Raw genomic sequence first — 15,070 nt, forward strand, 5'->3', positions numbered from 1 at the left:
GGGGTCCTTACTTGACGGCACCCACGGCGATGCCGCGGGTGAGGGTCCGCTGGAAGACGAGGAAGAACACGATCGCGGGCAGCACGCCCAGCAGCGCCGCCGCGTTGGTCATCGTGGCGTCCATCAGACGCTGGCCCTGGAGGACGCCGAGGGCCACCGACACGGTCTGGTTGTCGTTGGAGATCAGCATCACCAGGGGGAGCAGGAACTCGTTCCACGTCCAGATGAAGAAGAAGACCAGGAGCACGCCTATGGTGGGGCGGCTGACCGGGACGACGATCCGCCACAGCACCTGCCACTTGCCCGCGCCGTCGATCCGGGCCGCCTCGATGATCTCGCGCGGGAACCGGCCGAGGACGGAGGAGAGCAGATAGGTGCCGAACGCCGTCTGGATCACCGTGAACACGATGATCACGCTCAGCCGGGTGTCGTACAGTCCGGCCTGCTTGCTGAGGTAGTACACCGGGTAGACCAGTGCCTCCTGCGGCAGCATGTTCGCCAGGACGAAGAAGGCCAGCACCCAGGTGCGGCCCTTGATCCGGCCGATGCCGATCGCGTACGCGTTCAGCACCGACAGGACGGCCGCTCCCACGGCCACGCAGCCGCTGATCAGCACCGAGTTGACCAGCTTCTGGCTGTAGTCGACGCGTTCCCAGAAGTCCTTCAGGCCGTCCAGGTAGAAGCCGTCGGGCAGGCTCAGCGGGCCGTTCTGGGAGTACTCCGTCGGCGACTTCACGGCGTTGAGCGCGACGACGAGGAACGGCACGACCATGAACAGGGCGGCCAGGCACAGGGCCACGAGGACCGGGTAACGGCGCAGGGCGGTCATGTCCGCACCCCTTCCTCCGCGTCCTCCGCGCGGGTCTGGAGCTTCAGTCCGACCAGCGAGAGGGCGAGGATGATCACGGTGAGCACGGTGGAGATCGCGGCGCCGTAGCCCACCTGGGTCTTCTCGAAGAACGTGGCGAAGGAGAAGTACGACGGGACGTCGGTCGCGCCGCCCGGACCGCCCTTGGTGAGCACGTACACGGCGCCGAACACCTTGAGCGCGGCGATCGAGCACCAGGTCAGCACGACATACGTCTCGGGGCGGATCTGCGGCAGCGTGATGTGCCAGAAGCGGCGCCACCAGCCGGCGCCGTCCAGCTCGGCGGCCTCGTACAGTTCCGGGTCGACACGTTGCAGCCCGGCCATGAAGACCACCAGCGGGAAGCCGAGCTGCACCCACACCATGACCCCCATCACGCTGTAGAGCGCGAGGTCGGGGTCGCCGAGCCAGTCCTGCTGCCAGGAGCCGAGGCCCACCGCCTTCAGCAGGGCGTTGAGCGAGCCGTTGTCGGGGGCGAGGATCCAGCTCCAGACGATGCCCGCGACCGCGATCGGCAGCACCTGCGGCAGGTAGAAGCAGGCGCGCAGCACCGCGGCGACCCGGCTGCCGAAGTGCTTGCCGACGTAGTCGAACAGGGCGGCGGCCAGGACGAGTCCGAGCCCGGTCGGCAGGACCGCCATGGCAAGGACCATGAACAGGCTGTGCCGGAACGACGCCCAGAACTCGGCGTCGTCCAGCAGCTCGCGGTAGTTGGCGAGCCCGGACCAGGTGGGACTGCCCACCCCCTGCCAGTCGGTGAAGCTCACGCCGGTGTTCATCAGGAACGGCACGACGACGACCGCGAGGAAGGCGAGCGCGCCCGGGACGAGGAACAGCGCGTAGGAATCGCGGGGGCGGCGCGGGGGCCGGGGGCGTCCGCCCGTTCCGGCCACCCGCGCGCTCCGTTCGACGGTGACCGTCATTTCTTCGGTACGCCGTTGTCGTACGCCTTCTGCAGGGCGTCGAGGTAGGCGTCCGGCGACTCGCTGCCCGTGATCAGCTTCTGGGTCTCGGAGACCAGGACGTCGTAGAACCCGGCCACCGGCCAGTCCGGGTAGAAGGCCAGGCCGTCCCGCCCCGACAGGGTGTTGAAGTTCGTGATGAGCTGCTGCGACTTCGGGTCGGTCACCGCGCTGGCGTCGGCGGCCACCGGGACACCGCCCTTGTTGCCGAGCAGGTTCTGGATCTTCTTCGACATGGTGATGTCGATGAAGTCGTAGGCGAGCTCCTTGTTCTTGGCGTTCTTGGGGACCACCCACAGGTTTCCGCCGGAGCCGAGGGTCAGGTTCGAGCCGGGCCACAGGAAGCTGCCCCAGTCGAACTTGACCTCGTCCTGGAACCGGCCGTACCACCAGCTCCCGGAGAACAGGATCGGCGACTTGCCCTGGATGAAGGAGACGCCCGCCTCCTCGGCCTTGGTGCCGCTGGAGGTCTTGGCGATGTAGCCCTTCTTCACCCAGTCGGCGAAGGTGGTCGCCGCGTAGGTCCAGGCCTGGTCGTGGAAGTCGGTCTTGCCCTTGTACAGCTCGTAGGAGTCGACCCAGGAGCGGTCGGCCTGGGACAGGGCGAGCTGGTACAGGTACTGCTGGGCGAGGTACTCGGCGCCCGCGTTCGCCAGCGGGGTCACCTTGTTCTTGACGAACACGTCCATGGCGGCGGTCAGTTCGTCGACCGACTTCGGCTCGGCGAGCTTGTACTTGGCGAAGAGGTCCTTGTTGTAGAACACCATCGTGTACTCGGCGTAGTTGGGCACGCCGTACCAGTTGCCGGAGCCCATGACGCCCTTGGCGTCGTAGCGGCTGGTGGTGGCGACGCCCGCGCTGAGCTTCTTGTCCCAGCCGCGCTTGGCGACCTCGGCGCTCAGGTCGGTGAGCAGGCCCTGCTTGGACAGCAGACCCGCCGTCGCGTTGCCCTTGTTGTACTCCATGAGGTCGGGGGTGTCGGAGGAGTTCAGGACCATCTGGGCGGTCTTCTGGATCTGTTCGAAGCTCTTCTCCTCGTACTTCACCTTCACGCCCGGATGCGAGGCCTCGAACTCCTTGATGGCCTCGTTCCAGGCCGCGCCCATCGCGCTGTTCGGAGCCTCGTAGTGCCACAGCTTCAGGGTCTTGCCGTCGCCGGACGAGCCGCCGTCGGAGCCGCCGCAGGAGGTCAGGAGCAGCGATCCGGTCAGGATCACCGCACCCGCCACCACACGCCTTCGTGTCGTCAACATCCCGTGTCTCCTGGGGAGTCGGATGGGAATCGGGGTGTCACGCATCGAATCGTCGAATCGATTCGATGCGTGACGTCGAAGCGCTTCGACGGGGGAAGGTAGGTGGCGGCTGTGGACACGTCAATGGGGTGCGCGGGAATTGCCTCGCGCGGACCGTGGCGGGTCCGGTGCGGGAGCGGTGCGGTTACGTTGTGTCACTCGCCGAAGGTCTGGTGGGCGAGGGAGATCAGCAGGGCCACCGCGGCCGCCGTGACCGGAACCCCGAACCCGGCGGCCGGGGCGGCGTGCTCGGACATCCAGCCGCCGGCCGCGCTGCCGCACGCGATACCGCCGAGCAGACCGGTCACCGCGAGCGTCATGCCCTCGTTGAGACGGCCCTCGGGGGTGCGCTCCTGCACCAGCGCCATCGTGGTGATCATCGTGGGGGCGGTGGCCGTCCCGGCGGCGAACAGCGCCACCGCCAGCAGCGCGGCCGATCCGGTCAAGGTCGCCGCGAGCAGCGGGAGCGTCAGCATCGCCGTCATCGCGGCCAGGCACCAGGGGTGCCGCCACTCGGCGGGCCCGGACGGCTTCAGCGCCCCGTACACGAGCCCCGCCACGCACGAACCGGCCGCCTGGAGGGCGAGCACCACGCCCGCCGCCGCGCGGTGCCCGTGCGCGTCGGCGAACGCGATCGTGACGACCTCCGTCGACCCGAACACCGCGCCCGTGGCCAGGCACACCGCGAGCAGCGGTGGCATACCGGCGGCGCGCAGTGGGGAACGGGCCGTGGTGGTGCGCTGCGGCGGCGGCTGGGTGGCACGCTGGGCGGCGAAGACGAGCACCCCGGTCACCAGCAGCGCCACCCCGGTCAGCGTCCCCGCCTCCGGGAAGAAGGCCCCGCACAGGAAGGCCGCGAGGACCGGGCCGAGCATGAAGCACAGCTCGTCCGCGGCCTGCTCGAAGGAGTTCGCGGTGTGCAGCGCCTCGGGCGTGTCCGCCAGCAGATGCGCCCAGCGGGCGCGCGACATGCCGCCGGTGTTGGGGGTGGTCGCGGTGGCCGCGTAGGCGGCGAACAGGGTCCAGTCCGGGGCGCCGCGGCGCACGCACAGCACCAGCGCCAGGGAGCCCAGCGCCGCGAACAGCGTGGCGGGCACGGCGACCCGGGCCTGGCCGTGCCGGTCCACGAGCCGGGCGATCCAGGGGGCGACCAGCGCGGTCGCGGCGAGACCGGTCGCGGTGACGGCGCCGGCGAGGGCGTACGAGCCCCGGGTGCCCGCGATCATCACGACCGCGCTCACGCTGAACATGCCCATCGGCAGCCGGGCGATCAGGTTCCCGGCGGTGAACGCGCGGGTGCCGGGGCGGGCGAAGAGCCTGCGGTAGGGCCCGGGCGGGCGGTCGCGGCGGCGGGGGGCGAAGTCGACGGCGACGACGGCATCGGCGGTGACGGTCCAGAGCGGAACCCCGCCGGGGGTGTCGCGGGGGCTGGGCTGCGGCATGGACCAACGGTGGCGCCGGGCCCGCCGACGGGTCCAACACCTTCTCGGGGCCGATTCACGCACTCCTGTTGTAAGTTCACCGGATGCCCGCCCCCCGACACCTCGACCCCAGGCTCCTGCGCGCGTTCCTCGCCGTCGCCGAGGAACTGCACTTCACCCGTGCCGCGGCTCGGCTCTACGTCGCCCAGCAGGCGCTCAGCCGCGACGTGCGGCGGCTGGAGCGGGAGTTGGGGGCCGAGCTGCTGGTGCGCACCACCCGGCAGGTGACGCTGACCGGCGACGGCGAGCGGCTGGTCCCGCTGGCCCGCCGGGTGCTCCAGGCGCAGGACGACCTGCTCGGCGCCTTCGGGCAGGCCCGCCCGCTGCTGGTGGACCTCAACTTCCCGGACCAGCCCACCGCGCGCCGGGTGCTGTACCGGGCCCGCGAACTCGCCCCCGACCTCGAGCTGATGGCCCGCTACGAGAGCGGTCTCGCCGGGGCGGCGGGGGAGATGGTGGCCGGGCGGCTCGATGTCTCGTTCGGCCGGTTCGCCGGCCTCGACCCGGCGCTGCGGTCCCGGCTGGAGCACCGGCTCGTGCGGTACGAGCCGATGGCGGTCGTGCTGCCCGAGGACCACCGGCTGGCGGCGCTGGCGGAGGTGCCGCTGGCCGAGCTGGCGGGCGAGACGGTGTACGCCGGTGCGGGCAACCCGCGGACGACGGAGTGGACGGACCTCGCGCACCGTCTGTTCGAATACCGGGGCATCGCGATCGCGGCCCCCGCACCCCTTGCGGTGGGGGACGAGGAGTTCCGACGGATCATGGCGAAGTTGCGAAACCCGATTCTTGCCGTAGTGGGCTTTCCGGCCATGCCTGGGACGGTGCTGCGGCCGCTCGTCGATCCGGTCCCCTTGTCGCCCGTGTCGCTCGTATGGCGAAAGGGGCTGGTCCATCCAGGATTTGACGCTCTTCGACGGGCCGCGGACGAAATCGCGACGCGGGAGAGATGGTTGAGCCGGCCGACTGATGGATGGGTTCCGGCCATTGACGAAGATATGATCGAGACCCACACCTGACACGCTGCGCACATGGATCACGCCTGTGCGCTACATTCGAGGGTCTGAGCACGGTGTGGTAATGGGGCGCGTTCGAATCGGGTGGGGGCCCGGTTCGGCGGCGGGTGCTCGGCTTCGTACGCGCTTCCGGAACCGTCCCGTGGGGGGAAGTGCGCACGTGAAGAAGTGGCGGAAAGACGCCCAACCGGAATGGTCTGCCGGCTCATCGCCGAGCCAGGACCAGCAGTCGACGGGGGAGAACGCTCAGAGCTTTTCAGGAACAGGCAGAACCGGGACGACTCCGGAACGAACCGGACCGTCCTCGGCAGGAACCGGACAGGCTCCCGGTGCCCGGCGGGCCGGCCGGCACGGCGGCCGTGCCAGGATCGCGACACCTGCGACCGGACCCGACGCCGGACCGGGCCTCGGCTCACGGCCCGGGGCCGAGATCCTGTCGTCGGGCGGCGCCACGCCGCCCGCCGTCCGCGACCCCTGGAGCGAGTCCGGGTCGTCGGCGGGGCGCGGGAACGAGCACGACCCGGACGAGGTGACGGTCCAGATGGACGCCGTCCAGTTCGGCGAGAGGCTCGCGCGGGCCGCCAAGGACAGCGGACCGGAGCCTTCCGACGTGCCCGTGTTCGTGGACGAGTCGGGACGGCGCAGCCGCACCTTCCGACGGATCGGCATCGCCGTGGGGCTCGCCTGCGCGGCCTACGCCGCCGTCATCGTCGTCACCCTGCTGTCGGGCAACTCCACCGCGCCCTGGCTCCCGGTCCCGGTCCCCGGCCAGGACGACGACAAGCCCGCCGGCCAGGTCGACACCTCGCCGGTGCCCAGCGCCAAGTCCCACCCGACGCACGCCGGTCCCGGCGCCGCGGTACCGGGCGTGACCTCGCCCGGCGGTGCGACCGCCACCTCGAGCACCGGCCCGAAGCCCAGCGCGTCCGGCCCGAGCGGCAGCCCGAGCGCCTCCGCGAAGCCCCGGTCGTCGACCAGCGCCTCCGCGAAGCCCAGTCCCAGCACGAGTTCCAAGAACCCGGTGACGGAGCCGACCCCGCCGGTCGTCTCGTCCCCGTCCCCGTCGGCGCCGGGCGACAGCTCGCCCACGCCCTCGGCTTCGGCAAGCCCGGACTCCGGCGCGGCGCACCCGGTCGCGCAAGCGGCCCCGGACCCGGTCCCCGTCGGGTCGGGCGCCACCGCCGCCTCCTCGAACTCGTCCTCGCACACGGAGAACGTCCTCTGATGGCATCCCGTTCCAACCGTCGCTCCGCGAAACGGGCGGCCGGCCGGCGACGGCTGCCGCTGCGCAGCCTGCTCCCGCTCCTGCTCCTGTGCGCGATGCTCGCCATGCTGATGCTGCGCGGCTACGTGCACAGCGAGATCCTCGCCGACTTCCGGGTACGGCCCGAGGCGTCCACCGACAAGGTGCCGCAGAAGATCCTCGACGGCGGGCCGGTGATCGACACCCGCGGCGGCAAGGAGACCAGCCTGCACCTGCCCGACCACCGCATCGTCCTCACCTTCGACGACGGCCCCGACCCGAAGTGGACGCCGAGGGTCCTCGACATCCTCAAGAAGCACAACGCGCACGCCGTCTTCTTCGTCACGGGCACCATGGCCTCCCGCTACCCGGACCTCGTCCGGCGCATGGTCGACGAGGGGCACGAGGTCGGTCTGCACACCTTCAACCACCCCGACCTCTCCTACCAGTCCACGAGCCGCATCGACTGGGAGCTGTCGCAGAACCAGCTCGCGCTCGCGGGCGCGGCCGGCATCCGCAGCTCGCTCTTCCGGCCGCCGTACTCGTCCTTCGCCGACGCCATGGACGACAAGTCCTGGCCGGTCACCCAGTACATCGGCTCGCGCGGCTACCTCACCGTCGTCAACGACATCGACAGCGAGGACTGGCGCAAGCCGGGCGCCGACACCATCATCGCCAACGCCACGCCCAAGGGCGGCAAGGGCGCGATCGTCCTGATGCACGACTCCGGCGGCGACCGCCACCAGACCGTGCAGGCCCTCGACCGCTACCTGCCACAGCTCCAGAGCCGGGGCTACGAGTTCCAGAACCTCACCGAGGCGCTGGCGGCCCCGAACGCGGACACCCCGGTCACCGGCCTCGACCTGTGGAAGGGCAAGGCCTGGATCTTCCTGGTGCAGGCCTCCGACGACGTGACCGGCGTCCTGGTCGTCGGTCTCGCCGTCGTCGGCGGCCTGGTCCTCGCCCGCTTCGGCCTGATGCTGCTGCTGTCCGTCCTGCACGCCCGCAAGACCCGCCACCGCAACTTCCGCTGGGGCCCGCAGCCGATCACCGAACCGGCGTCGGTCCTGGTCCCGGCGTACAACGAGGCCAAGTGCATCGAGAACACCGTGCACTCCCTGATGGCCAGCGAGCACCCCATCGAGATCCTCGTCATCGACGACGGCTCCAGCGACGGCACCGCCCGCATCGTCGAGGACCTGAACCTGCCCGACGTACGGGTGATCCGTCAGCTCAACGCGGGCAAGCCGGCCGCCCTCAACCGAGGCCTGGCGAACGCCCGGTACGACCTGATCGTGATGATGGACGGCGACACCGTCTTCGAACCGGCCACCGTCCGCGAACTGGTCCAGCCCTTCGCCGACCCCAAGGTGGGCGCGGTCGCGGGCAACGCCAAGGTCGGCAACAAGGACCTCCTCATCGGCGCCTGGCAGCACATCGAGTACGTGATGGGCTTCAACCTCGACCGCCGCATGTACGACGTCCTGCGCTGCATGCCCACCATCCCCGGCGCGGTCGGCGCGTTCCGCCGCTCCGCGCTCGAACGCGTCGGCGGCATGAGCGAGGACACGCTCGCCGAGGACACCGACATCACCATGGCCATCCACCGCGACGGCTGGAAGGTCGTCTACGCGGAGAAGGCCCGCGCCTGGACCGAGGCCCCGGAGTCGGTCCAGCAGCTGTGGTCCCAGCGCTACCGGTGGTCGTACGGCACCATGCAGGCGATCTGGAAGCACCGCAGGGCCGTCGTCGAACGCGGCCCGTCCGGCCGCTTCGGCCGCGTCGGCCTGCCGCTGGTCTCCCTGTTCATGGTGCTGGCCCCGCTGCTGGCGCCCCTGATCGACATGTTCCTCGTCTACGGCCTGATCTTCGGCCCCACCCAGAAGACGATCGTGGCCTGGTTCGGCGTCCTGGCCGTCCAGGTGGTCTGCGCGTCCTACGCCTTCGTCCTCGACCGTGAGCGCCTCACCCCGCTCATCTCCCTGCCCCTCCAACAGATCCTCTACCGACAGCTCATGTACGTCGTCCTGCTCCAGTCCTGGATCACGGCCCTGACCGGCGGCCGGCTGCGCTGGCAGAAACTGCGCCGTAAGGGTGGGGTGTCGGCACCGCCGAACATGCCCGCGCAGGAACAGCGCGTCATGGACGGAAGGCCGGTCGCATGAACCCGTACCATCCCGAAACCACCACGACCACCCAGCCGCCGAACCCGGCGCGCATACCGCAGCAGCCCTCGGCACCGGACCCCGCGCCCGAGTCCGCGGCCACGTCCGCCGAGGAGCCGAAGCGCGCCTCCGGACGCGACCGGTACTTCGACCTGCTGCGCGCGATCGCCCTCTTCCGGGTCGTCTTCTACCACCTGTTCGGCTGGGCCTGGCTGCCCGTGGTGTTCCCGTCCATGGGCGTGATGTTCGCCCTGGCCGGCAACCTCATGGCCAACTCGCTCGGCAAGCGCCCCGCGGTGCAGGTCGTACGCGGCCGGATGCGACGCCTGCTGCCCCCACTGTGGCTGCTCGGCGCGGTCGGCGTCACGGGCATGCTGATGGGCGGCTGGGGCCCCGACTCCGACGGACACCCCGGCTGGTGGTGGATCCACCTCGGCTTCTGGATCCTGCCGCTGAGCGACCCGCCGTTCGGCGACCAGGTGCACGGCATCCACGGTCTGATCGGCGACGAGTGGGCCACGGAACTGGCCGTACCCCTGTGGTACATCCGCGCCTACCTCTGGTTCGTGCTGCTCTCCCCGCTCATGCTGCGCGCCCTGCGCCGGCTGCCCTGGCCGACGATCCTCGCGCCGATCGCCCTGTCCGCGGCACTGGAGTTCGGCCTGCTCACCGTGCCGTTCTCACGGCTCGACTCCAACCTCAGCGACTTCGGGGCGTTCGGCTCGTGCTGGCTGGCGGGCATGGCCCACCAGCAGGGCGTCCTGAAGAAGCTCCCTCGCTATGTCGTGCCGTCCCTGGCACCGGTCGTCGCGGGCATCGGCCTCTGGTACGCGCTCACCCACGGCTTCGCACCGGGCCACGACCTCGACGACATGCCGTTCGCCCAGGCGCTGTGGTCCTTCGCCACCGTGCTGTTGCTGCTGCACATCAGCCCCTCGTGGTCCGAGTGGCCGCGTCCGCTGCGCCGTTGGGACCGTCTGGTCACCCTCTTCAACGCCCGCGCGGTGACGATCTATCTGTGGCACAACGTGTGCATCGTCGTCGCGGACACCCTGTGGGACCACCTGTGGAACGTCACGTTCCTCTACGAGGACGCGCCCTGGTTCCTGACGAGTTCCTGGCCCGTGCTGATCGTGGTCTGGGCCCTCACCGCCTGCTGTGTCCTCTGCTTCGGCTGGATGGAGGACGTCGCGGCAAAACGCAGGCCACGGCTGTGGCCCGACGGCTCGGGCTCGCGCGCGGGAACGCACCGGGCCTGACGGCCCGTCCGGCCGCACTGGTGTCATGACGCGAAGCCCCGCTACCGTAGCGGGGCTTCGCCACTACGACACAGGAGCCTCCCGTGACCCGCCGCCCTCGCCTGCTCACCACAGCCGCCGCCGGAGCGACGGCGCTGCTCCTCCTCACCGGGTGCGGTGGCGGAGACGGTGGATCGAAGGGCAACGACAAGATCGCGGGCGCGGACACGGACACGTCGCCGTCGGCCTCACCGAGCCCTTCGGCATCGCAGGCGGCGGACCGCCCGAAGATCGAGCTGCCGTCGGATCTGTCGTACACCTTCGACTGGCCGAAGACGGGCAACGCGGACAAGGACGCGGTCCTTGCCGACAGCGAGCAGTCCATCAAGGCGGTCGACCTCGCGATCACCAACCAGAACGCCCTCGACAAGGCGTACCTGTACTACTACGAGGGCGAAGCCGCCGCGCAGATGGAGCAGTACATCAAGCTGTACATCAAGGCCTCGGCACGCACGACGGGCAGCTACCGCTATTACAACGCGGTGGTCAACGTCAGCGCGCCCAACAAAGCGTCACTGGTCTACTGCGAGGACCAGGGCAAGGCTTACGACTACTACCTGAAGACGAAGAAGACTGACAAGACGGCGGTCACCAAGAACAGCTACGTTCTCTACGCCACTCAGATGAACAAGAACGCCAAGGGTGTCTGGGTCATCGAGAAGCTTCAGTCTCAGAGGGGGAGCTCCAAGTGCCAGCCATGAAAGCCGGTTCGAGAGCGCTGATCGTCACGACGTTGGTGGGCTCCATCATTGCCGGTGCGTCTCCCGCCATGGCGGACACCAAGATCGGTGGAGGTGACAAGTCTCCTCCGTCCGGCAGCGAGACCTCCGGCAACGTGAACGGCGACACCGTCTCCGCCTCCGCCGCCGGCGTCGTCTTCGACACCTCCAAGAACGGCCATGGTTCGTCCGTAGGGCCCGTTGCCTCCTCCAACAGTTCCTGGACCCCGCCCGCCTGCTGGTACGCGCCGAAGTACACGCCCCAGGAGTTGCAGGACACCCTGGAGCCGATCTGGGAGGCGGGTTCCACCGGTGACGCGTGGGACGCCGAGCAGCGCGCCTACTACGTCGACGGCAAGTACAAGGACTTCAACAAGGAGAAGACCGGCAAGGGCTACTGGTGGGACTCGTACGTCAACAAGAGCTTCCCGCCGGGCTGGGACAAGTGCGACCACCCTCCCTTCTGGGTGGACAACGGTGACGCCCCGCCCGCCGACATCCCGAACGTGGTGACCCCGGAGATCCTCGCGGGCCTCGCCTACGCCGAGATCCGCGTCCCCACCAAGCCGGTCACCCTCAAGCCCGAGGGCACGACCAAGGTGAACCTGCCGACCTGGGCGTGGCTGGACGGCGCCGACTTCAAGCCCGTCTCCGTCACCGCCCGTGTCCCGGGCATCAACGGCCTCTTCGCGACCACGACCGCCGAACCGGTCGCGCTGAAGATCGAGCCCGGCACGGCGGACGCGGAGACGTATCCGGCGTCCGGGGTCTGCGAGATCAGCGGCGGGCACATCGGTGAGGAGTACGCCGCGGGCAAGCAGAACGAGACACCGCCGTGCGGGGTGAGGTACCTGCGCTCCTCCGGCGACGGCTCGTACCACCTCAGGGCCACCGTCACCTGGAAGATCCACTGGGTGGGTTCCGGCAACACCGGCGGTGACCTTCCCGACGGCACCTTCGGCGCCGACCAGGACGTCGTCGTCCAGGAGATCCAGGCCGTCAACCGCTGAGGTCCCGGAAGGGGACCACCTCTCACCCGACCGCTTCCCGGGGTGAGGGCAAAGTTCCCTTCCGGTCACTCACAGCCACAGCCAGGAAACGCGCCCTCCCTACCTTCGGGACTCAGCACCGTTCGTCACCGCGCGAACCGTCCGAGTCCCGAAGCACCGTGGAGGCGTCATGACTGCCCCTGATACAGCCCCCGCAGCGAGCAGGGGAGGCCGTTGGATCGAGCACTGGGATCCGGAGGACGAGGCCTTCTGGCAGGAGTCGGGGGAGAAGGTGGCCCGCCGCAACCTGCTCTTCTCCGTCCTCGCCGAACACATCGGCTTCTCCGTGTGGACCCTGTGGTCCGTGCTGGTGCTCTTCATGGGCCCGGAGTACGGGCTGACCCCGGCCGACAAGTTCCTGCTGACGTCCGTGGTCACGCTGGTGGGGGCCGTGGTGCGGGTGCCCTACACCTTCGCCGTGGCGGTCTTCGGCGGCCGGAACTGGACGGTCATCTCCGCCTCCCTCCTGCTGATCCCCACCGTCGCCGCGTTCACCGTGATGGAGCCGGGGACGTCGTTCTCCACGTTCCTGCTGGTCGCGCTGCTCGCCGGGGTCGGCGGCGGCAACTTCGCCTCCAGCATGACCAACATCAACGCCTTCTTCCCGCTCCGGAAGAAGGGCTGGGCCCTCGGGCTCAACGCGGGCGGCGGCAACATCGGCGTACCGGTCATCCAGCTCGTGGCGCTCGCGGTCATCGGCGCGAGCGGCGGACCGCGCGTGGTGCTCGCGATCTACATCCCGCTGATCGTCCTGGCCGCCACGCTCGCCGCGCTCAGGATGGACAACATCGCGTCCGTGAAGAACGACACCGGCGCCGCGATCGACGCCGCGAAGGACGCGCACACCTGGATCATGTCCTTCCTCTACGTCGGCACCTTCGGCTCCTTCATCGGCTACAGCTTCGCCTTCGGGCAGGTGCTGACCAACGAGTTCGGGCGTACGCCCCTGCAGGCGGCCTACCTCACCTTCATCGGCCCGCTGCTCGGTTCGCTGATCCGGCCCGTGGGCGGGCGGCTCGCCGACCGCTTCGGCGGTGCGCGGATCACGCTGTACAACTTCGTCGGCATGGCGGCCGCCACGGCCTGCCTGGTCTTCGCCTCCATGGCGAAGTCGCTGCCGCTGTTCGTGTCGGTGTTCGTCGTCCTGTTCGTGCTCAGCGGGCTCGGCAACGGCTCGACGTACAAGATGATCCCCGGCATCTTCCACACCAAGGCACTCGCCCAGGGGCTGACGGGCGAGGCGGCCGCCCGGCACGGACGCCGGCTCTCCGGGGCCTCCATGGGACTCATCGGCGCGGTCGGCGCGCTCGGCGGCGTCGGCATCAACCTCGCCTTCCGGCAGTCCTTCCTCTCCTACGGCTCCGGCACCGGAGCGTTCGTCGCCTTCCTCGCCTTCTACGGACTGTGCTTCGCGGTGACCTGGTCCGTATACCTTCGCCGTCCGGACGCCCGGCCCGAAGCCGAGGTGGCCGCAGAGACGAAGCCGCAGCTCAGCTACGCCGAGGTGTGACGTAACACCGGCGACACGGGGCCGAACCGAGTCTGTCACGCACCGTTGGCAGGCTCGCTCGGCACGTAGGCGCACATCGTTCCTTTGGGGGCCGAGTGGGAGAGAGTGCTGTTGCCATGCGTGCCAGAACACAGCCGAACGCAGTCAGCGAGCAGCAGTTGCCGACCTTCTCCAGCGCGGGACGAGAGCCTATGTACGACGAAGAGAATCGACCGGCGCCCGGCCCCCTCGCGGGCTTCACCGTGGGCGTGACGGCCGCGCGGCGGGCCGACGAACTCGGCGCGCTCCTCGGGCGCCGCGGGGCCGCCGTGCTGCACGCCCCGGCCCTGCGCATCGTGCCCCTCGCCGACGACGGCGAACTGCTCGCGGCGACGAAGCAGTTGATCGACCAGGCGCCGGACGTCGTGGTGGCCACCACCGCCATCGGCTTCCGCGGCTGGGTCGAGGCCGCCGACGGCTGGGGCCTCGGCGAGTCGCTGATCGAGCGGCTGCGCGAGGTGGAACTGCTGGCGCGCGGGCCCAAGGTCAAGGGAGCCGTCCGGGCCGCCGGGCTGACCGAGGACTGGTCGCCGTCGAGCGAGTCGATGGCCGAGGTGCTCGACCGGCTCCTGGAGGAGGGGGTCGACGGGCGCCGGGTCGCCGTACAGCTGCATGGTGAGCCGGTACCGGGTTTCGTGGAGGCGCTGCGAGCCGCGGGCGCCGAGGTCGTCGGGGTCCCGGTGTACCGCTGGATGCCGCCCGAGGAACTCGCGCCCCTCGACCGGCTGCTGGACGCCACCGTCTCGCGCGGACTGGACGCGGTCACCTTCACCAGCGCCCCGGCCGCCGCGTCCCTGCTCTCTCGCGCCGAGGACCGCGGGCTGCTGCCCGAGTTGCTCGCCGCGCTCCACCACGACGTGCTGCCGGCCTGCGTCGGGCCGGTCACCGCGCTGCCGTTGCAGGCCCGGGGCATCGACACGGTCCAGCCCGAACGCTTCAGGCTCGGACCGCTCGTCCAGCTGCTCTGCCATGAACTGCCCGCACGGGCAAGGGCGTTGCCGATCGCCGGGCACCGGGTGGAGATCCGGGGGCACGCGGTGCTGGTGGACGGTGACCTCAAGCCCGTACCGCCGGCCGGCATGTCCCTGCTGCGGGTGCTGTCCCGGCGTCCCGGCTGGGTGGTATCCCGCTCGGAACTGCTGCGCGCGCTGCCCGGCGCGGGCCGTGACGAGCACGCGGTGGAGACGGCGATGGCCCGCCTGCGCGTGGCTCTCGGCGTGCCGAAGCTGATCCAGACGGTGGTCAAGCGCGGGTACCGCCTGGCGCTGGACCCGGCGGCGGACGCGAAGTACGCGGACGCGTAGGGCGGGGCCCCGGGCCGTACGCGGCGCGGGAGGCGACGAGGGGTTCCGGCCGGGCGAACGAGCGGGCACTGTGGGAGGGAACGGTTCTCCCGTCCCCTCCCTCCGGGACTCCGTCGGATTCCGCGCG

At 70.1% G+C, this 15,070-nt stretch carries 12 protein-coding genes; 8 read left to right on the forward strand and 4 right to left on the reverse strand.

Annotation, left to right across the window (positions count from 1 at the left end; all coding sequences use genetic code 11):
- Nucleotides 1-7: 7 nt before the first annotated feature.
- The 4 genes from ACWC24_RS29345 to ACWC24_RS29360 form a co-directional block, all read right to left on the reverse strand.
- Nucleotides 8-829, reverse strand: a complete 822-nt coding sequence (locus tag ACWC24_RS29345) for a carbohydrate ABC transporter permease (RefSeq protein WP_450665904.1) — start codon at nucleotides 827-829, stop codon at nucleotides 8-10.
- On the reverse strand, nucleotides 826-1,791 hold the full coding sequence (locus tag ACWC24_RS29350) for a carbohydrate ABC transporter permease (RefSeq protein ID WP_450665905.1): 966 nt from the start codon (nucleotides 1,789-1,791) through the stop codon (nucleotides 826-828). The genes ACWC24_RS29345 and ACWC24_RS29350 overlap by 4 nt, the downstream gene beginning before the upstream one ends.
- On the reverse strand, nucleotides 1,788-3,083 hold the full coding sequence (locus ACWC24_RS29355) for an ABC transporter substrate-binding protein (RefSeq protein ID WP_450665906.1): 1,296 nt from the start codon (nucleotides 3,081-3,083) through the stop codon (nucleotides 1,788-1,790). The genes ACWC24_RS29350 and ACWC24_RS29355 overlap by 4 nt, the downstream gene beginning before the upstream one ends.
- Before the next feature lie 194 nt (nucleotides 3,084-3,277).
- Nucleotides 3,278-4,564: an MFS transporter gene (locus ACWC24_RS29360; RefSeq protein ID WP_450665907.1), complete on the reverse strand. Its 1,287-nt coding sequence runs from the start codon at nucleotides 4,562-4,564 to the stop codon at nucleotides 3,278-3,280.
- 83 nt (nucleotides 4,565-4,647) lie between these two features.
- Between ACWC24_RS29360 and ACWC24_RS29365 the strand changes: the two genes are divergently transcribed.
- The 8 genes from ACWC24_RS29365 to ACWC24_RS29400 all read left to right on the forward strand — a co-directional run bounded on the left by ACWC24_RS29365 (nucleotide 4,648) and on the right by ACWC24_RS29400 (nucleotide 14,943).
- On the forward strand, nucleotides 4,648-5,619 hold the full coding sequence (locus tag ACWC24_RS29365; RefSeq protein WP_450665908.1) for a LysR family transcriptional regulator: 972 nt from the start codon (nucleotides 4,648-4,650) through the stop codon (nucleotides 5,617-5,619).
- A gap of 538 nt (nucleotides 5,620-6,157) precedes the next feature.
- Entirely contained in the window at nucleotides 6,158-6,841 is a 684-nt protein-coding gene (locus ACWC24_RS29370; protein ID WP_450665909.1) for a hypothetical protein, read from the forward strand.
- On the forward strand, nucleotides 6,841-9,024 hold the full coding sequence (locus ACWC24_RS29375; protein WP_450665910.1) for a polysaccharide deacetylase family protein: 2,184 nt from the start codon (nucleotides 6,841-6,843) through the stop codon (nucleotides 9,022-9,024). Before ACWC24_RS29370 ends, ACWC24_RS29375 begins: the two co-directional genes overlap by 1 nt.
- Nucleotides 9,021-10,283: an acyltransferase family protein gene (locus ACWC24_RS29380; RefSeq protein WP_450665911.1), complete on the forward strand. Its 1,263-nt coding sequence runs from the start codon at nucleotides 9,021-9,023 to the stop codon at nucleotides 10,281-10,283. The genes ACWC24_RS29375 and ACWC24_RS29380 overlap by 4 nt, the downstream gene beginning before the upstream one ends.
- An 83-nt stretch (nucleotides 10,284-10,366) precedes the next feature.
- Nucleotides 10,367-11,023, forward strand: a complete 657-nt coding sequence (locus ACWC24_RS29385) for a hypothetical protein (protein ID WP_450665912.1) — start codon at nucleotides 10,367-10,369, stop codon at nucleotides 11,021-11,023.
- On the forward strand, nucleotides 11,020-12,051 hold the full coding sequence (locus ACWC24_RS29390; protein ID WP_450665931.1) for a hypothetical protein: 1,032 nt from the start codon (nucleotides 11,020-11,022) through the stop codon (nucleotides 12,049-12,051). Before ACWC24_RS29385 ends, ACWC24_RS29390 begins: the two co-directional genes overlap by 4 nt.
- A gap of 169 nt (nucleotides 12,052-12,220) precedes the next feature.
- Nucleotides 12,221-13,600, forward strand: a complete 1,380-nt coding sequence (locus tag ACWC24_RS29395) for a nitrate/nitrite transporter (RefSeq protein ID WP_450665913.1) — start codon at nucleotides 12,221-12,223, stop codon at nucleotides 13,598-13,600.
- 191 nt (nucleotides 13,601-13,791) lie between these two features.
- The gene (locus tag ACWC24_RS29400; RefSeq protein ID WP_450665914.1) at nucleotides 13,792-14,943 is read left to right on the forward strand and encodes a uroporphyrinogen-III synthase; all 1,152 of its coding nucleotides are present in this window, start codon (nucleotides 13,792-13,794) and stop codon (nucleotides 14,941-14,943) included.
- The last annotated feature ends 127 nt before the right edge of the window (nucleotides 14,944-15,070 follow it).

It is taken from the genome of Streptomyces sp. NPDC001443, from assembly GCF_053597355.1.